The organism is Bacillus sp. SH5-2 (genome assembly GCF_008368905.1).
Classification (GTDB): domain Bacteria; phylum Bacillota; class Bacilli; order Bacillales; family Bacillaceae_G; genus Bacillus_A; species Bacillus_A luti.
In genome coordinates, this window is record NZ_QOSD01000003.1 from 53522 (window position 1) to 72738 (window position 19217).

Annotated in this window: 18 protein-coding genes and 1 riboswitch; of the genes, 5 read left to right on the forward strand and 13 right to left on the reverse strand. The window is 32.3% G+C overall.

What is annotated here, in order from left to right:
* Positions 1-85 precede the first annotated feature (85 nt).
* Both DN410_RS03095 and DN410_RS03100 read left to right on the forward strand, forming a co-directional pair.
* Positions 86-577 carry an ImmA/IrrE family metallo-endopeptidase gene (locus tag DN410_RS03095; protein WP_255446646.1) on the forward strand — a complete coding sequence of 164 codons (492 nt, stop codon included), beginning with the start codon at positions 86-88 and terminating at the stop codon, positions 575-577.
* 408 nt (positions 578-985) lie between these two features.
* The gene (locus tag DN410_RS03100) at positions 986-2095 is read left to right on the forward strand and encodes a site-specific integrase (RefSeq protein WP_149175292.1); all 1110 of its coding nucleotides are present in this window, start codon (positions 986-988) and stop codon (positions 2093-2095) included.
* Between the two features lie 38 nt (positions 2096-2133).
* Here the strand turns inward: DN410_RS03100 and DN410_RS03105 are convergent, their stop codons facing one another.
* A complete protein-coding gene (locus DN410_RS03105) occupies positions 2134-2835 on the reverse strand; it encodes a pPIWI_RE module domain-containing protein (protein ID WP_149175293.1) in 702 nt (233 codons plus the stop codon).
* Positions 2836-3252: 417 nt separating this feature from the next.
* On the opposite strand from DN410_RS03105, the gene DN410_RS03110 reads away from it, so the two are divergent.
* The gene (locus DN410_RS03110) at positions 3253-3510 is read left to right on the forward strand and encodes a hypothetical protein (protein ID WP_179958569.1); all 258 of its coding nucleotides are present in this window, start codon (positions 3253-3255) and stop codon (positions 3508-3510) included.
* A 300-nt stretch (positions 3511-3810) separates the two neighbouring features.
* On the opposite strand, the gene DN410_RS03115 is transcribed toward DN410_RS03110, so the two are convergent.
* From DN410_RS03115 to DN410_RS03135, 5 genes are all read right to left on the reverse strand, one after another.
* Positions 3811-4425, reverse strand: coding sequence for an ABC transporter permease (locus DN410_RS03115; RefSeq protein WP_149175295.1), 615 nt, complete (start codon positions 4423-4425; stop codon positions 3811-3813).
* 286 nt (positions 4426-4711) lie between these two features.
* The gene (tenA, locus tag DN410_RS03120) at positions 4712-5401 is read right to left on the reverse strand and encodes a thiaminase II (RefSeq protein WP_149175296.1); all 690 of its coding nucleotides are present in this window, start codon (positions 5399-5401) and stop codon (positions 4712-4714) included.
* 123 nt (positions 5402-5524) lie between these two features.
* Positions 5525-5630, reverse strand: a riboswitch (TPP riboswitch).
* 73 nt (positions 5631-5703) lie between these two features.
* On the reverse strand, positions 5704-6618 hold the full coding sequence (ddlB, locus tag DN410_RS03125) for a D-alanine--D-alanine ligase (RefSeq protein ID WP_149175297.1): 915 nt from the start codon (positions 6616-6618) through the stop codon (positions 5704-5706).
* A 4-nt stretch (positions 6619-6622) separates the two neighbouring features.
* On the reverse strand, positions 6623-8071 hold the full coding sequence (gene pdxR, locus DN410_RS03130) for a MocR-like pyridoxine biosynthesis transcription factor PdxR (protein WP_149175298.1): 1449 nt from the start codon (positions 8069-8071) through the stop codon (positions 6623-6625).
* Positions 8072-8253: 182 nt separating this feature from the next.
* The gene (locus DN410_RS03135; protein ID WP_218947460.1) at positions 8254-9291 is read right to left on the reverse strand and encodes a homoserine dehydrogenase; all 1038 of its coding nucleotides are present in this window, start codon (positions 9289-9291) and stop codon (positions 8254-8256) included.
* Between the two features lie 306 nt (positions 9292-9597).
* Here DN410_RS03135 and DN410_RS03140 point away from each other — a divergent pair, with 306 nt between their 5' ends.
* Complete coding sequence (locus DN410_RS03140; protein WP_149175300.1) at positions 9598-9939, forward strand: DUF3914 domain-containing protein; 342 nt, start codon at positions 9598-9600, stop codon at positions 9937-9939.
* Positions 9940-10015: 76 nt separating this feature from the next.
* Here DN410_RS03140 and DN410_RS03145 read toward each other — a convergent pair whose 3' ends face one another.
* From DN410_RS03145 to abc-f, 5 genes are all read right to left on the reverse strand, one after another.
* Complete coding sequence (locus tag DN410_RS03145; RefSeq protein WP_149175301.1) at positions 10016-10687, reverse strand: lipoprotein BA_5634 family protein; 672 nt, start codon at positions 10685-10687, stop codon at positions 10016-10018.
* A gap of 68 nt (positions 10688-10755) precedes the next feature.
* The gene (locus DN410_RS03150; RefSeq protein ID WP_149175302.1) at positions 10756-12681 is read right to left on the reverse strand and encodes an ABC transporter permease; all 1926 of its coding nucleotides are present in this window, start codon (positions 12679-12681) and stop codon (positions 10756-10758) included.
* Positions 12656-13426 (reverse strand): ABC transporter ATP-binding protein, encoded by a 771-nt coding sequence (locus tag DN410_RS03155; protein ID WP_149175303.1) that lies wholly within the window; start codon positions 13424-13426, stop codon positions 12656-12658. The genes DN410_RS03150 and DN410_RS03155 overlap by 26 nt, the downstream gene beginning before the upstream one ends.
* 255 nt (positions 13427-13681) lie before the next feature.
* Positions 13682-14266, reverse strand: coding sequence for a GNAT family N-acetyltransferase (locus DN410_RS03160; protein ID WP_149175304.1), 585 nt, complete (start codon positions 14264-14266; stop codon positions 13682-13684).
* 20 nt (positions 14267-14286) lie between these two features.
* On the reverse strand, positions 14287-15915 hold the full coding sequence (gene abc-f / locus DN410_RS03165; RefSeq protein WP_149175305.1) for a ribosomal protection-like ABC-F family protein: 1629 nt from the start codon (positions 15913-15915) through the stop codon (positions 14287-14289).
* A 557-nt stretch (positions 15916-16472) separates the two neighbouring features.
* Here abc-f and DN410_RS03170 point away from each other — a divergent pair.
* Positions 16473-17099 carry a DUF6518 family protein gene (locus DN410_RS03170; protein ID WP_149175306.1) on the forward strand — a complete coding sequence of 209 codons (627 nt, stop codon included), beginning with the start codon at positions 16473-16475 and terminating at the stop codon, positions 17097-17099.
* 321 nt (positions 17100-17420) lie between these two features.
* Here DN410_RS03170 and DN410_RS03175 read toward each other — a convergent pair whose 3' ends face one another.
* The gene (locus DN410_RS03175; RefSeq protein ID WP_149175342.1) at positions 17421-18404 is read right to left on the reverse strand and encodes a sensor histidine kinase; all 984 of its coding nucleotides are present in this window, start codon (positions 18402-18404) and stop codon (positions 17421-17423) included.
* Complete coding sequence (locus tag DN410_RS03180) at positions 18401-19108, reverse strand: response regulator transcription factor (protein WP_149175307.1); 708 nt, start codon at positions 19106-19108, stop codon at positions 18401-18403. The genes DN410_RS03175 and DN410_RS03180 overlap by 4 nt, the downstream gene beginning before the upstream one ends.
* Positions 19109-19217: the final 109 nt, after the last annotated feature.

The following is a 19217-nucleotide window of genomic DNA, read 5'->3' on the forward strand; positions in this document are numbered from 1 at the left end:
ATTTCACCGGTAACACCGCATGCCCTTAACAGGCTTTTCTTTTTGTAGTAAAATAAGAACAACTGTTCCTATTTTTAACAATGAGGTGAAATACTTGAATTTTTCATACCAAACAACTCTACTAGAAGATTGGATTACAGCATTTTATCAAAATCTCGGTATACGAACACCAAGTGATCTATGTATTGATAAAATCGCACACAAATGCAATATCGTTCTTTTGAAAGAAAATATTGATTCATACTACATAGCGAATGATTTTATTAGGTTGATTGTTCTCGACGCACGCCTATCTCAAGAACAGCAACGTGAAGTATTCTTCCATGAGCTTTGCCATGTTCTTCGTCATGCTGGTATGCAAGGAATAATGCCAGCAGCTTTTCGTGAGTTGCAAGAGTGGGATGCGATACGTTTTACCAGGTATGCAGCAATTCCCGCGCATATGTTACCTTATATCCCTTCCGAAAAGAATGTTATTGCTGATATGTCCAAAATATTTCATGTAACTCCTGAATTATGTACAAAACGTCTTGTGCAAATTCACAATAGAATTCAATTGCAGAAGCGGTTAGCATAATTGATTTCATACGAAGATAAACTTGAAAAGTAGATTCCTGTAAACAAAAAAGCACAGTGCTGATTGTCACTGTGTTTTTTAATCTTTCAAATCCCCGTTCCTGGGTCTAAACTTACTTTCCAGCCACCACCGCCTGGTTCGTTATGCCAACCTACACCAGGATCAATTACTCTGTGACCACCCGGGTCTTTCGTGAATTCTCCCATGTTCTCCCCTCCCTTCATCTGAATCTATTAATATTCTACTATTATTTAACATCTACTGACAATCATATCCTATAACTGAATTTGTTCATATATGGTAAAATGTATCCATCGCTGATATGTCCAACTTTGTAATTTTCATAGCAGCAAAATTACAACTAGACTTATACAACATGATTCAAAACCAAATGAAGGAGTGTTTTAAGTGAAAGGACATATTCGAAAAAGAGGAAATAAATATTGTATTGTGGTCGACATTGGACCTGATCCAGAGACAGGAAAAAGAAGACAGAAGTGGTTTTCTGGGTATAAGACAAAAAAAGAAGCACAGGCTGATGTTGCGAAGAAGATTACAGAATTAAATGAAGGAACTTTTATAGAGCCATCCAAAGTTACGTTAAAGGAGTATCTAAATCATTGGCTAGAAATTAAAAGTATGAGTATAGAAAGAAGTACTTTTGTTGGTTATAGGGCATTTATCAATCAACATGTTATACCTAGTATAGGGATGGTTGCGCTCCATAAATTAAATGTTATGCACATTCAAAAATGTTATAAGACTGCAATGGATAAAGGCATTGCAAACAATTCTATTCTGCTTATGCATAGAATTTTAAAGAGCGCTTTAAATCTAGCTGTAAAACAAAATACTATTTCTCGAAATCCGGCTGCTTTTGCTGAGATACCAAAAAAAGAAAGAACCTCTATCCAGACTTGGACAGAGGAAGAAGTAAAAAAGTTTCTTTTGCATTCACAAGAATCACGATATCACATTGGGTATCTACTTGCAATAACTACAGGTATGCGTATGGGAGAAGTTCTAGGTTTACGATGGCAGGACGTTGATTTTGAAAAACATACCGTTACAATAAACCAGACATCTGGTCATGACGATAAAATCAAAAAAACAGCCAAAACAAATTCGTCAAAGCGCACCATTCCCGTACCTAAAGAAACGATAGAATCCTTAAAAAAGCATAAAATTGCAGTTAATAAAGAGAAATTAAGATTCGGTTCTGCTTATCAAGATTTTGATTTAATTAATTGTAATGAGTTTGGAGTCATTATTAAAAAAGAGAATTTCAGAAAAAACTTCATTAGAGCGACACACAACGCAGGCGTAAAAGAAATTAAATTCCATGATTTAAGACATACACACGCAACCTTATTATTGAAACAAGGAGTTAATCCTAAAATTATCAGTGAAAGATTAGGTCATACGGATATTTCACTGACATTAAGTGTTTATTCTCATGTTTTACCGAATATGCAGGAAGAGGCTGTTAAAAACTTCGGTAAAAGTATCTTTGGATAATTGATGTTTGCAAAATGTTTGCATTTTATAAAAACAAGTCAAACAAACGTTGTCATATCAAGGTTTGTTTGACTTGACAGGTTATATTCTTGATAGAACCTTCGAATGCCTACGGAAACATTTAATAATGGGATATTCTCTCCTGCACGAGTAATACATTCAAACCGATATACATAAGCGAAATAATCTTGTGTGCTTTCATCTTTAATTGGTTCTGACATAGCCTCACAAATATTTTGTGATCGTAGTGGTGAAAAATAGATTTCTTCTTCAATTTTATCTTCCAATTGTACCGGACGTTCACAAAAAATATGTGAAATTAAAGCGGGCACCCACTTAGAATATATTTCATTATCATGTAATACTGATAAATTAGAAACCAAATCGTAATGCCATTCATATTTTGGCGGTTCTATTAATTTATTAGGTTTCCAATCATGAATAACCTCATACCAACTTTGGAAAATATAATCAAGTTGTTCTTTTCTAATAGGTTCTTTCGATACAATCCATGGTGTATTTTCATTTAATACATACGGATTATGCTGAATAAACAATATATCAGAAAACATATCATACAATCTTTCATTCAATCGTTTCAACTTACTCGTTAATAAAAACGTCTTATAATGTATTTCTACAATGTCAAGCCATTCAATAGGAAAATATATAAATGATACACTTTCGTTTAAAAGGGGGGCTACTATATTTTCAAATGTTAATACCTTTAATTTTTCCATAAAATGATTACTTCCTTTCTTTATTTGTCTTGATCATCAAAAACTAGAAAAACGCTTACTTCATCTAATCAATTTAAACCAAGTATTTAAAAGAAAAATAAAAACATTTTATTAAAATAATACGTTATTAAAACAACTCTTTTAAAAACTTAAAGTAATTATCATTTACATCACCTCTATAATCATTATAATTATACATTCAGATTATATAGTATATAAGTGTATTATGTTTGCTATTTACAATATTTTTACAAAAAAATAAAAAATAGCATAGTTTTTATACATTTTATATCTAATAGAAAGCACTCTATCATTTAAGCATATAATAATAGGTTAATAAACAAGCAGTTTTTTTACTACAACATAGAATAATATGAATCCTAATTGAAGGGAGGTATAAAAGAATGTCCTGGAATAATGATTGTTGGAGTTCTAAGAAAAAGCATTGTTGTGATGACTGGTGGAAATCTAAAGAAAAACACCATTGTGATGATGATTGGTGGAAATCTAAAGAAGAGCACCATTGTGATGATGATTGGAAATTTAAGCGAAATAAGTGTCGTTGTAAATGTTTCTTTATTTGTTGTCATTGTAAAAGGAAACATTGGTAAGATTTTCAGTGCCAATTTAAAGGCAAAGAACATGTCTTTGGGACTGATAAATGCTAGATTATAATAACTAAAAAGACTGTCTCTAAATGGGATGGTCTTTTCGTCCTTTTGATTCTCCGTCCATCCCGACAGAGTAACGTTTTGATAAAAGGGCTACGATCATCGATTACGAGCGCATAGATACGTTATCCACACATTATTCTTTTTTCAAAGAACTGTATAGGTATAGCGTAATATTGATTCTATTTTGAGAAATCCTCGGAAATGTCCCCTTTTTTTCGAAAAAAAAGACCTGCATAAATGCAGGTCAAATATAAATTAGGGAATGTCCTTAGAAAAAATTACTGATGAAATTTCATATCACTTATGCTTTTGGAGACGGAAATCTTGCAGCTTCAAAATGTGTACTGTTTTCTACATTAGAAATAACTCCAGCTACGCTACTTTGTGCAAAAATCTCCACTAAATCCCCTGCATTTAACTGAATGATTGATGAAACAGCAACGACGTTGGCAAAATTTATTGGACCAAAAAAGTCATTATCTATTGCAATTGCTGGATTTCCATTAACACGAATTTCTACCCGCGCTCTATAATTTACGTTTATGTTATTCGGAATAAAAGCAATCGTTCCAATAACAGAATAAACGCCTCTTGTCTTTGGAATAAAAATTGATGTAGCTGGATTATACTCATTCGCTAAATCAAATTGTTCATTTTGGAATAATACCTTAACAAAAGTATCAGCTGGAACATTTTGGCTTCCTGTTTTTATAGCTCTAAAAGCAGACGCTCTTACAAGCTTCTCCCCTTTATCATCACAACAATCCACTTTCACATGAACCCAAGGGTTTTCCTCATGCTTTTTATCACATTTTTCATAATATCCATCATATTTGTCATAACACTTACTACTTTTATGACAATCATGATATTTCTTGTTGTACCCCTTACAATGTTCACCATAAGAATAGGACATACTAGCATCTCCTTTCAAATTTATTACTATATATTATGTAAGATAGATTTAAAAAGTTTGGACGAGCTTTTACTATTTTTAATAGAATTAAAAAAGTCCCACCATTTGGAAGGGGGAAGGAAACAATAAAGTATGTAAATGACACACTTTCATTTATATATTTTCAAATGTTAATAACCGTAATTTTCCCATATAATTCTTACTTCCTTTCTTCATTTGTCTTGATCATCAAAAAACTATAAAAAAAGGTATTGTCTATACCTATGTATAGCAATACCTCTACTCTTTATCCAATTAAATCTTTTACGTCTGTATCCACTGGCCACTTTTCTAATGTATAAGCCATCGCCCAAAATGAATATTCATATTGACTACTAATAATAAAATGCTGTTTCATACGATTACGATCTGCCTCTGTTACTGTCTCCGCTATAGCATCTAACCGAGCGATCTGTTCCTCAACTAACGTACGGAACCAATCAGATCCATAAGCAGAAATCCATTCTTGATAAATTGGCTCTTCAGGTTGACACACTTTTAAACGTTCACCAATTTCATAATATAACCAGTAGCAAGGTAAAATCGCTGCGATAATATCCCCTAAATGTCCTTCATACGCAGCTCGATACATATGTGAAGTATACGCATATGCAGTTGGCGCAGGGATAAAATGATCTTTTTCTTCTTTTGTAATCCCTAGCTTTTTGGCAAAATTCTCATGTAATGATAATTCCGCCTCATACGTATTTTGAGCATGGTGCGCCATACGGGCAGTCGTTTCTAATTCAAGAGCTTTTGCAGCTCCTAACGTTTGTACTCTAGCAAAATGACTCAAATAATATGAATCTTGAAGCACATAATAGCGAAAACTAGCTAAATCTAAAGTTCCCTCCCCAAGTTTTTTTACAAAAGGATGATTAAAACTAGCTTCCCAAATTGAATCTACTTCTTTACGTAATGATTGTGAAAAAGTCATCTAAATCCCTCCAATAATTTATAAAACATACGTATTTACCCACAATTATTAAATCTATAAAACAAAAAAACTTTCTTTACAGGCGTAAAGAAAGTGAAATTGACAGTATTTATTCATTAAATAGCAACGTCTTTCCCACTTCCCTACGCTGGCATTAACCAGATCAGGTACTAAGAGTCTCAAAATTTCATTTGATCTCAGCCTATAAAAGGCCCCCCTAGTGGATAAATATTTAGTTATCGTATTGTAATTATCATAGCATACTTCGTGGAACTATCAAAAGTTTTAATTGTACAATTATCTTAAAATCCTTCTTCTTTTCTAACTTTTAATGATGTTTCAATTATCATATCTAATAGTTTACTATAATTAATGCCCGCCGCATCTGCACTTTTAGGTAGTAAACTCGCTTGTGTCATCCCTGGTAATGTATTAACCTCCATTACATATGGAATACCGTCCTTCACCATCATATCAACCCTTGCATAAACACTACATTTTAATGCTTTATAGCAAGCCAGTGACGCTTTGTTTACACGTTCTTTCAATTCAGATGGAAGTTCAATAACTTCTTCAATAGTACCAGCATCATCATATTTCGCGTTGTAATCAAAGAACTCCGCCGCGTGTCGAATTGAAATGATCGGTAACTGTTTTCCATCAAAAATGGAACATGTAATCTCGTCACCTTTTATATACTTTTCTATTACTACTTCTGAATCCCATTCGAATACAGTTTCCAGCATTGAAATTAATTCGTCTTTATTATAGACAATCTTTACACCGACACTCGAGCCACCAGCGTTTGGTTTTACAACTAACGGAAATCCTAACTTATCTAATTCATCGACATTTAGATCCTCTATTTTTGTAAGTTCAATCCAATCTGGTGTTTCTATTCCTTCATAACGTAAAATCTTTTTCGAAATGTTTTTGTCCATACATATACCGCTAGATAACATATTGCTCCCGCTATAAGGAATACCTAAACTTTCAAGCGTTCCTTGAACTGTCCCATCTTCTCCGTATTTTCCGTGTAATGCGAGTAGCGCAAAATCAATGTCTTTCGCTTTCTCGATTAAATCCATTTTTTCATTTAACGTAATTGGTACTATTTCATATTTACTTTTATCTAAATGTGCAATCATTTCATTTCCAGTCATAATTGATACTTGTTTTTCAGAGGAAACTCCTCCCATAATAACGCCAATTTTCATTTTCTCAACTCCATTTTTCACTTTGTAAAATTTCACCAATCGTCTGAATCCCACTAACTATTTCTTTTTCTTTCAAACGTGAAAATCCTAATCGGAAAGTGTTCGCTCCTCCTCCATTAGAATAAAAAACATCTCCGGGAGAAAACGTAACTCCTTTCTCAAAACATTTTTGCAAAAGTATTCGGGCATTAATATGCTCTTCTAGCTCAATAAACAAATGAAGTCCACCATCTCCAGTCATTCTTCTAAACGGAATGTACTGATTACATGCCCCAACAGCGAGTTCATATTTTTTCTTATAAACAGATCTTGCTTTTTTTAAATATTTCTCAAAATATCCTTCATGTAAATATTGAAATAGAACAGCTTGATCTAAAGTAGATGTGTGAATCGTTCTTGCTCTTTTTACACTTTCTAAATAATGAATCAGTTCTTTGTCTGCGATAACCCAACCTACACGTAATCCTGGGAAAAGTACCTTTGAAAAGCTACTAATATAAATGACGTTATTACCAGCTCCAGCAAAGGTTAATAACGGTGCTAAATGTGAACCTGAATAACGTAATTCTTCATTAAAACCATCTTCTATAATAGGAATCTTATATTTTGAAAATAATCTCATCAGTTCCGTTCTTTTCTCCGAACTCGTAACTATACCGGTCGGATTATGATAAGAAGGAATTAAATACGCAAAATCAAAATCCTTTTCACGTAAACTTTTTTCTACTTCATGTGTATCAATACCATCATCATTCATATCAATCCCATGAACTTCAAGTCCATGCAAGCGAAAAAGCTTCAGTGCAGCATGGTGAGTTGGATTCTCACAAATAACACGCCCTGATTTCTTTGATAAAGAAGATAGTACAATATCTAATCCCTCTGTAAATCCATTTGTAATTAAAATATCTTTGTTCGAAATATCTACGCCTTTCATTTCCATATAATGAAGTAGATAATTCATTAAAGGTCGATATCCTTTTGCATATCCATAATTCAATACGACATCACCTTCAATGGACATACGAGTAAGAAAAGCTCTTTTGAAATTTTCAACATCAAACAGCTTTTCGTCTGGGGCAATACTATTAAAAACAATCATTCCTTTTCCCCAGCGAATTCCATGCTTCATTAAATCTAATTCATCCGCTAATGTGGTAACTGTATTAAGTTTATTTTTCCAATCTATTTCAACAGCCAAATTGTTAGATATATCAACTTTTGCAACAAAGTTCCCTTTTCCTTTAACTGCATAAATGAGACCTTCTTGCTCTAAATCTGCATAAGCAGCGAGTACAGTGTTTCTACTTACAGTTAATAATTCACTCAATTCCCTTGTTGATGGGATTTTTTGATTTCCTAACAAATGCCCTTTCATAATCATCTTTTTCAAATAATCTTTCAGCTGTATATAAACGGGTCGATCTTTGACAACTTTAAAATCTTTAAACAATTTCTTACCCCCTGCAATCATTTTTGCATATTTATTTCATTCTCAAAAGGTCCACAACATATGTATTTTCTATAATGGGCGGTACGGTCTTATAAAGTTCAACTAATCGGGTGTTTACGGACAGCCCGACTCCCAACTAACTTCTCTGCTCTAGCCGAATTTTAAGGTGGGAGATTTACTGCTCACAAAGTGCCGGACAAATCTTTTCGGTATAAGTTAATTACATCTTTTAAAGCAGCCGCTGCAGCACCGCGCGGATTAGAAGCACCACCAATTGTAGTAATTTGCCCCATCGTATCTGTAAAGAATGTAATTCCTTTTTCTGTCCCATTTATTTTTGCTAGCGGATGATCTTTCGCTATTTCGTATGGTTCAACATTTAGATTCACATTACCTTTTTCATCCTTATAAGCTGATGCTATTAATTTAACAATTTTATGTTGTTCCTTAGCATTTTGAATTTGTTCTCTTGTAACGTGCTCGATTCCTTTTATATGTATATCTGTAAGTGTATTCTCTACTCCCATTAAACTGTTTGTTAAAAGTAGCAGTTTACACGCACTATCTGAACCACTTACATCTAATAGTGGGTTTGTCTCAGCAATGCCTTTATTTTGCGCTTCTTGTAAAGCTTCTTCAAATTTCATATCTAATTCATGCATTTTTGTCAGAATATAATTAGTTGTCCCGTTTAATATTCCCTCCATTTTTTCAATATTACAACCAGCTAAACTGAATTGCCCAATATCTAATGTTGGTAGTGCAGCCGCAGTTGCACCGCTATATCGAATTCGTACATTCGCCTGCTTTGCTGCTTCATTTATTTCGCTCCAGTTTGTAACGAGTGCACCTTTTGAAATTGCAACTATATCCATCTGTTTCTCAATCGCTTGCTCCATATATTGTTTCCCTGGATTTCCACTTTTAAGGTTTGTAACTGTTGATTCTACTAGTACAGTACCACTTATACTATTTGTTGCACGTTCTTTCGGATAATTTTCTAAATATTTTTCAATTGCATCAGTACCACTGCCACACTTTAATAAATGATGAATAGACAAACCTTCATCATTACGTATTGCAACATTTCTACCTAATACACCGCTTACCACTAAATTTATCCCATATGTCTCATTTATATATAAATGTTTTTCATTTAGTAATTTGATAAACTCTCTTCCTACTGTTCCATATCCTGATAATACAACTTGAATTTTCATAATATCCCCCCATATTTTTCTACCAAATCCCTCTTTCAATATAATATAAAGCACCCTCGAATTCCATCGAGAGCGCTTTATATTATATTTATTTTGATAACCATCATCGTTTCGCTAAAATTACTCTATTGATATTTACTACACCATCAATTTATTAGTAAAAAGTATAAATGACCATTCATGTTCTTCATTGTAACTTGTAAATCTAATTATTAGAATTTATAATTGAATATGGTTTTCTCATGTTAAACCAATCTATACATTATGGAAAACTATCTTCATTACATGAAAAGGAGGTATAGCGATATGCAAATCGGATTAAATACTCATACATTATCTCAACCTACTAAATTAACTCCTACTACACTTGAGCGTAATAATATCTCTTCTAGCAAACTTGAAGATGCAAAATCAAATGATCCAATCAAATTTGAAATTCGTTCATCTGAAAAAGAAATGAAACAGCCTGAGCATAAATTTAACGAATTAGATTTATGGAAGATGTTAAAAGATAAAGGTGTTCCTTTATGGATCATCCTTGAAATGCTACAAAAGTCTCGTAAAGAAAAAGAAACCCAAAACAATTCGGTTCAAAGTCCCAATATGATTGAGGAAACAAACGAAACTCGATTAAATGAAGTAATGTAGCATATGTTATATGAATAGCCAATAAACTACAAAGAGTTCAAGATTGATAAAGTTTCTATCAACCTCGAACTCTTTTTTAAGATTTTTCTTCAATCGTTACAAACTGAAAAGATACTTCTCCTTCCAAACCTTTAATTAGCTTTTTTACTTTGATATTTTCATTAATCAATGAATTATCTGTCGACATTTTAGGTTTTTCATCACCTATAGATTTTTTAAATTGAAGAAGATGCATTTTTGTTTCATTTGCTCTTATTTCCTTATATACATTGTTTTTTGATACAATCACATACCGTTGTGTTGGATAAATACGTTTGTTACCTATCCAAGCGTCACTATTGTACATGACAGGAATCTCTTTTCCTTCTAGTTTAATACTTTTCAAAGTCTTTTCGTCGTCTTGTGCAAACAGTAGCGAACCCGCTGTTGGGAATTTCGGTAACGTATTTACAGGTATATAATTAGAGCCATTGTCTCGTTCACGAAAAACTTTAGCTTTAATCAATGCTTGTGCTGTCGACTCATTTAAAATTAATACCTGTCCGTTTCCATAAATACCTGTTTTCACAGAAAACACTTCATTTGCTTTCGTAATTTCCTGATAACGATTAATCATTGGTGAAATTTTATTTTCATCTCCAATGATTAATATACCGTTTGCAGGAAATCGATTCTCCTTTTTAGAACATGCACTAAAACTTATTAATAGTAGTATCGTTAACATAAAAATAGTTAAAGTTCTTTTCATTGCGTTTCCTTTCATCATACAGTTGATTTTTTCACATACTTTCATATAGTCTTACAAGCTAATAAACTCTATTGCTCCATAACCTTATAAAGCTTTTGCAGGTAACGCCAACGTGTTATAAAGAAATATAAAACTTGTATACAAATAAATGAAATTAAAATTACAATAGAGCTATTCATAATAGAAAAATCGACTAATTGTTGTAATGCCATATAAGCGACTACAGTATGTATCACTGCAATGATAATCGGTAAGAAGAACATTAATAATAACTGTCTCGTTACAACTTTCTTTAGTTCTCGCTTACTTAATCCCATTTTCGAAATCATTTTATATTGCTGTTGATCACGATCCAAATCCGTATATAATCGGAAATAAATAAAACTAGCAGCGAATGTAAAAAAGACGATTCCGACTAAAACACTTGCCATAAGTAATAGCCCATTCGTTTGCTTCGCACTTAACAAATCTATAGTTAAAGCTCGAAATTGAAAACTACCTTCTTCTTTCGCGAATGTACTAATTAATTCGTTTGAAATTCTCTTCGTTTTTATCCAATCGTCTACAACAAATCCGTAAGTACGATATGGAATATCCAGATTACCTGGGTCACTAGTAATAGGTATTTCATCATATACATGATCCTGAACAGCGATATATATACTTCTAGTATCATGTGGTAACACTAAATTTTCTACAGCTTTTTTCACATGAAATGTTTTTGTCCATTCACCTTGAATGACTTCTATATTTTTTTTATAGTTGCCACTTTTAAATTCTTGTTTTTGTGATACGACTGCAGGAATTAATAAAATGTCATCCTCTTTTTCTATCGTTTCTTGCTGATACCCGAGTGCTTTAGCAAGATCGTTATATTCACTTAACTTCATTACAATTACATTACTTTCTGTGTATATATATGAAGCTGAAGCCATTCGATACGAAATATTAGCATCAGAAAGGTGTTTTTTTATAATAGAAAGATTTTTATTTAATGCTTTGTCGTTTTCAAAATTTCCATACAAAAATGTATACGGATTTGTCATCCTTACCAAATCTTTACTTCCAATTGCAGCTGTTGTACCAATCGCTGTAAATGCAACTGCTGAAACAATAGAAACTATAAAAAACATCGTTGCATTATCTTTCATACGATAAATTAATTCTGAAAACGTTAATATATTCGTTCTCTTTAAAAAGAAAGATTCTCTCCTTTTAGCAAGATGTAATATATAAACGCTACACTGTGTATATAAAAAGTACGTTCCTATAATTACTAGTAGGACACCCATTCCGAGCGTAGTAAAACTGGAACTTGAAATGAAGCGAAATACTGAGAAATATCCATATCCTATACTACTTAAAGAAAGTAGCGATAATAAAATTGAAGATTTCGGTTCAGGTTTTGGCTTTTCCTCTGCTCGAATAAGTTCCACAAGTTCCGTTATTTTTACCATTTTAAATGTAAATAGTGAAACAATTAAAAATAAGAAAAGAAAAGTGATAACTGTTAATAATACAGCCTTCACTGGTGTATAAAAAGGCAACCCATTATTAATCATTAATACACTTGCGCTTATCAATAAGACTAGTTTAGAAAATATGAGTCCAATGAAAATCCCTATACCAATTGAACCAAGTCCAATCAACATATTTTCGGTTAATAATAATTTCTTAAACTGTCTCATTGACATACCTTGCATCATTAATATACCAAATTCTTTCTTACGAGTTTTTAAAAATGAACTAACTGAATATAGAATAAAGAAAAATGAAAATACAAAAATCAAACCTTGCGAAATTGTAAATCCCATAGTACCATATGCACTTATTGTTGCACTTGTTGATTTTAATTCCCCTTGTAAATCAGGATGAAATAATAAAAGAGCATATGTAAAGAAAATCATAATAGAAAATGCACTACTTAAAAAATGAGCAGCATACGTACGCTTATTCCGAAAAATATTATTAAATGCGAACTGACGAAAAGTCATGCCTTTTCCCTCCTAACAAAGAAAGGACATCCATAATCTTTTGATAAAAAGCTTGCCTACTTTCACCACAATAAATTTCATTATATAGTTGGCCATCTTTAATAAATATTACTCTACTGCAAAAACTCGCAGCATACGGATCATGTGTAACTAACATCATCGTTGCTTTTTCTTCTTTATTAAGAGTATCAAGCATCTCCATTACATCATTTGAGGATTTAGAATCTAAATTCCCTGTTGGTTCATCTGCAAGTAATAATTGCGGTTTATGAACGATTGCGCGAGCGATTGCTGTTCTTTGAGCTTGCCCCCCTGATATTTCAAACGTTCTTTTACTCAATATATCTGTAATGTTTAACTTCTCTGCAATTCCTTCCACTCGTTTGTTCATCTCTTGCACAGGAACACCATCTAAAGTCATTGGCAATACGATGTTTTCTTTTACAGAAAGTGTGCTAAGAAGATTAAATGATTGAAAAACAAAACCTAATTGTTTTCTACGGAATAACGCTAATTCTTCTGATGATAATTGAAAAGGATTTGTGCCATTAATTAAAATTTCTCCCGATGATGGAGAATCAATAGTAGATACCATATTCAATAACGTTGTTTTCCCACTACCTGATGGACCCATAATGCCTACAAATTCCCCTTCTTGAATTGATAAATCAATATCTACTAATGCTTTATAAGGTACTTTTCCTTTATATACTTTACTAATACTTTTTGCATGTAAAATTTCCATGTATATTCTCCCTTCATTTGCACTTCTCATAACAGAGTGTAAATGAATTGTCTTACAGCTCATATTGATTCGTCTTTCATTTATCTTACACGCTTGTAAGGTTTCTAAAAAAACTGATAATAAATCTATTTTCAAACTTAAATTAACGCATAACTATCTTATAATAATTGTATAGTAGCAGGAAATACAATATTAGATCTTTATTATATAAATGAAAAAAGACCGATTGCTTTATCGGTCTTTTACTTCCCAAAGTTATATTTTTATCCACTCAGATTTTCTCAATATATAATGATTATATATTTGATTTTTTATCCTCTGTTGGCTCTTATAACTAAATCCGCATTTTTCAATAACTTTATTTGATGCTACATTGTTAATTAAAGCGATTGCGTTAAGGACATCTACAGTTGTTTTTTCAAACAAATAGTCAATTAACCCTTTAGTTGCTTTAGTAGCATAACCATTATTATGATATTTACTTGAAATAGCATACATAATTTCTCTATTCGGTGGAGGGAGTTCATCTTTCATACCTGTGCAGCACCATCCAATAAATTCATTTGTGGTTTTCTTAAATATTCCTAGTCTTAATATGTGATCATCTATGTTAGTCGTAGTTCTCACTGCATGAAGAAACACTTTATTTTCTGGTATTTCATAATTTACAACCCAATTAACCCTTTGTTCTTTCGTTGATTTCCAGTCTGGTAAAAACTTTTCTATTTCCGGTTGATTGGATATGTTATAAATACTCTCTGCATCTTTAATCGTAAACTCTTGCAGGTATACATCTCCACAATCTATCCTAAATAAATTAGTCAAACTCTCTTCTCCCATGTTAATCCCCCTTACTTACATTAAAGCGCCTTAATCTGCTTCGTAAGTTCTATAAACCGTTCGTCCAGTTCTTTATATTCTTTGTCTTTAGAAGTTAAAAAGCTTAATTTACCTAATACTTCTTGTCTCTCTGTTTCTAATGTTAAACGTAGCTCTTCAATTTCATCTCTTGTTTTCGTAGGTTCTTCGAGCTGCTTTTGTATCGTATTGTTTAAAAACACGAGTTTTGTATTAGTTGTTTTCTCCAGAAAATATCGATCGTGAGAAACGATAACGAGTGTTCCATTATACTCAGCTAATGTATTTTCAAGCTGTTCACGTGAAGGAAGATCAAGGTGATTCGTCGGTTCGTCTAAAATTAGTACATCTTTTTCATCTAAAATATAAGCCATTAGCTTACATTTTACTCGTTCACCCATACTCATATACTCAATCGGCTCTTTCCATTGAGAAGATTGGAACCCTAAATGTTTCATTAGATTCTGGACTTTTCCTCTTTCTTCAAATGTCTCTTTATAAAATAAATCTTCTGGTGTTTTATCAAGTGGTAAATCAAATACTTCTTGTGTTAAATAACCGATGTTTGCTGATGGTGAAATCCATACTTCTCCTTCAGCAGTTTCGTTTCCCATAATCATCTTCAGTAAAGTTGTTTTCCCGCTACCATTCGGCCCAATAATCGCAACCTTCTCACCATGCTGAATTGTAAAATTAACGTTTTCAAATAATGTCCGATTATTAAATTCTTTCCGCGATTGTTTTACTTCTAAGAAACGTTTCCCTACTTTTTTACTCGCTTGAATAGAGAATTCAACTGAATACTCCTCTTTCACACGTTCTACCTTCGTTTTCTCTAGCTCTTTTTCGAGACGTTTTCGTTTTGACTTCACTTGTGCATCCATGCGCTTCGCTTTTACACGATAAAATTCTTTAACTCCTTCTTGTTTTGTAGACTGCGCATGTGCCTTTTGTGACCATGAACTTAATTCTTTTATATGAGTTTCTACTTGTTCTATCTTTTTTTGTTGTTTTTCATATTCACGCTGCTGCGTCATTCTTTTATGCTCACGTGCTTTCATATAACTTGTATAATTACCGCTATGGTCAATTACTTTCTTATCCTCTATTGACCATATTCTAGTCGCAACAACATCTAAAAAATATCGATCATGCGATACGACGATAACTGTACCTTTCATATTTTTAATTTGCTTAATGAGAAATTCCGTACTCATCTCATCTAAATGATTTGTCGGTTCGTCTAATATTAAGACATTAGGATTTTCCGCAAATCCTTTTGCTAATCGTACTTTCAGCTTTTCGCCACCACTTAAAGTATGAAAGTCGTTCGTTGGCACGCCCCATTTCGCAAGAAGTTCTGCTTCTTTTGCAATCATATCCTTACTAACGAAAGATTCTTTTTCTTGTTCAACATATGCTGTTGTCATATTCATTTGCATCCATTCAACAGTACCTTTTGAAGGTTCAATCTTTCCATTTATTAATTGAAGTAAAGTTGATTTACCAGCACCGTTTTTACCAATTAATCCGATAACATCCCCTTGTTTTACTGTCACATTCATTTTCTCTAACAACATATTTTCCTTTATTTCAACATAAACATCATTTAATTTTAATAGTTCTTTCATAATACCGATCCCTTTCATTAAAGGAGAATAAAAAAATCCTCCCAAATAAATTTGGCAGGATTAGTCGTTAAAATATTTATACCCAAATAAGCTATTGCGCAACATAAATAGCAATACCATTGTATGGAAATCGGGCAGACTAATCCTATTTTTTAGAAATTGAAATTTATTGAATTTCAACATTTAAAAATAAGATTAGTTAATCATCGTCCACCCATCATTCCTTTCCGTCATTAATAACCATATTGTACCATACTAGTACTGTATGAGTAAATGCAATTATTTGTGCTGTTAAAAAGATTGCTTTCTTTTAGACTTATTTATCATTCCTTAACTTCATATTGAACAAGCACAAATTCCATTGATTGTAATACGTCCTTTAGATTTCCCCAGTAGTAAACTTCTAAGCACTCTCTCTTATATAAATTTTATATAAAAACAAAATGTTATTCGTTATCCAATAATCACTTATTGTTTTTCGATAAATTTTTATTGATTATCCCTTTGTAATAAGCTATTATATGTTTACAGAAAATAATAATGTAAGGATTGAATTTATGGACAGGACATTAAAAATCACAAAGTTAAATATGTTTTTAAGGATTTTTCTCATCCCGATTATAGTAGGGATAATTGTTGGTATACTAACTAAATTTGGGCAAAGTATACTTCCAGGACATTGGAATTCATTAGCTAATCTAGGAAGCGTTTGGTTAGTTCCATCCTTTTTTGTGGCTAGCTTTAGTTATTCTAAGCGTACAGCTATACTTTCTGGTACTCTTGCACTATTCGGTATGGTATTAGGCTACTATGGTTATGCAATAGTTATTAAAAATGTAGCTCACTCTATTTATTTTATATCTGTATGGATTGTATGTGCATGTATAGGAGGAACTATCTTTGGAATTGCAGGTTTTCTATGGAAAGATACTACAACTCCACTTCATAAATTCGGAAGCGCGCTTATTAGTGGAGTTTTTGTAACGGATGGACTTCACATTCTTTTAAATTTTGAAGACTATAGTCACATGCTACCTGTTGGATATACCGAAGTCATAGTCGGGATTTTCTTGATTCTTGTATTAGAACGCTCTAATGCTAATCGAATGTCTTCTTTCTTAATGATGATTCCTATCACTATTTTAGGATTAATTGGATATAAATTATTAAGTTTGTTTGTTTAATTACAATACTGTATCATGAAAAAAATAAAAGACTAACTCTAATATAATCCACAAAACATATCACGAATTCGAACATTATACTTATTAATGTTGATACACTTATTCATAGCATGGATTCATGAAGCTATCTCTTTCAAAAGGGTGGTTTTTTCTTACAAAAACTATTAATCAGCTTTTTATTAAATCCTTCTAATTTAACAACCGTATTTATTAGCGTGTCATTATTATACATACTAAGATGACCTTTTACCATTTCATATAACCGCTATAAAATAAGGCTAAAAAACTTATCTCCAAAGTTCTTTAGCCTAGATCACTTATTTACACATTAAAAAATATAATTTGTACAACGGTACCTTTACCAACTTCTGAATAGATTTCTACACTATGTCCTAATTGTTTCGTAATTTCATATACGAGATATAGCCCCATTCCAGTTGATTCTTTAAAATCTCTACCGTTTTCTCCTGTAAAGAAAGGTTTAAACACTCTTGGTAAATCTTGCTTCGGTATTCCTACGCCGTTATCGGTAATTTCAAGTATAACATTTTTACCTTCCTTACAAGCTTGCACTTTAATCTTCTCCCTACTACCAGATGAATATTTAATCGCATTCGATAGTATTTGTCCAATTAAAAATTGCAACCATTTCGCATCGCTTTCTACAGTAATATCCTTATCTATTTCAAGCTGTGGATATACAAAATTCCGGATAAAGAAGCGTTTATGTTCATGCACGGAATCATTCACTATTTTATGTAGTTGTACTCTTTCTACATAAAAATCTTGTGTAAATGCTTCTAAACGTGCAACATACAGAGCCATCTCTAATCCCTTTTTTAACCGATCCGTTTCTTCATTAATGCTTTCAAAACGCGAATCCACTTCATCCTGTGTAATTAATTCTATTACAGATAAAGGTGTTTTCATTTGATGAATCCACTGATTCATAAAAGTTAAATGATCATTATTTTTTCTCTCTTGTATTTGTAGCTGATTTTGATAATGGCGATATTGTACCTCAAGCAAGTCTTGAAGCGCAGCAGATAAAGCTACAAAATCAGATTTTTGAACCGATTCATCTAAAGATTGCATCGGGTTTGCTAAGCGCTCATAAAAAGAACGATGTGTAAAATAACGAAATACTAAATAACTTCCCATAAAGAAAACACCTAAAAACATTGCATATAATGCTGTTGAAATATGATTATGTCCATCAAACCAATATACGAGGAATATGGCTAGTAGTTGGATCGCTGTAAAACAAATAAGTGGTATATGATCACGTATAAACAGCCTTATCATTTTTCCATACCAGTATCCCAAGTAATATGCAATCTATATCCAACACTACGAATCGTTTCAATCGCATTCTCAATATGTAACGTTTTTAACTTTTTTCGAACACGTGTCGTATTTACACTCAATGTATTATCATCCACATAGGATTCGCTATCCCATAATTTATTTAATAACACTTCTCTGCTCACAACACGCGGATACTTTTTCATTAACATTTCTAATAAAATAGCTTCATTTCTCGTTACATCAATTTCTTGATTCTTAAGCTTCAATACAAGCCTTTCAGGATATAAACAAAGACCATGTTGCTCAATCATCCGTTCTTCTACTTTCGGTGCATAATCTCCGTAAGCACGTCTTAAATGACTTCGAATTTTAGCCATTACAACTTCGTAATGGAATGGCTTTGAAATGAAATCATCGCCACCGTTTTCTAGCGCCATAACTTGATCCATCGTACCTTCACGAGCTGAAATAAATAATATCGGACATGTAGAAACTCCGCGAATTTGACGACACCAATAGTAACCATCAAAACTCGGTAAATTAATATCTAATAAAACTAACTCTGGTTGTTCTTCTAAAAAAATGTTTAATACATTTTGAAAATCCGATACAATAATTCCTTCGTACCCGTATTTCGCAACATGTGTTGATAATAATTCTGCAATTTTCATATCGTCTTCTACAATCATAACTTTGACCATTATTGAACTCCTTTTCGATCTACAATCTTATATACAAATATATAAAATAAATACTACCTTTTTTTATTTAATTCGTAAATTAAAAAAGGATACTTTTATACAACAGCAT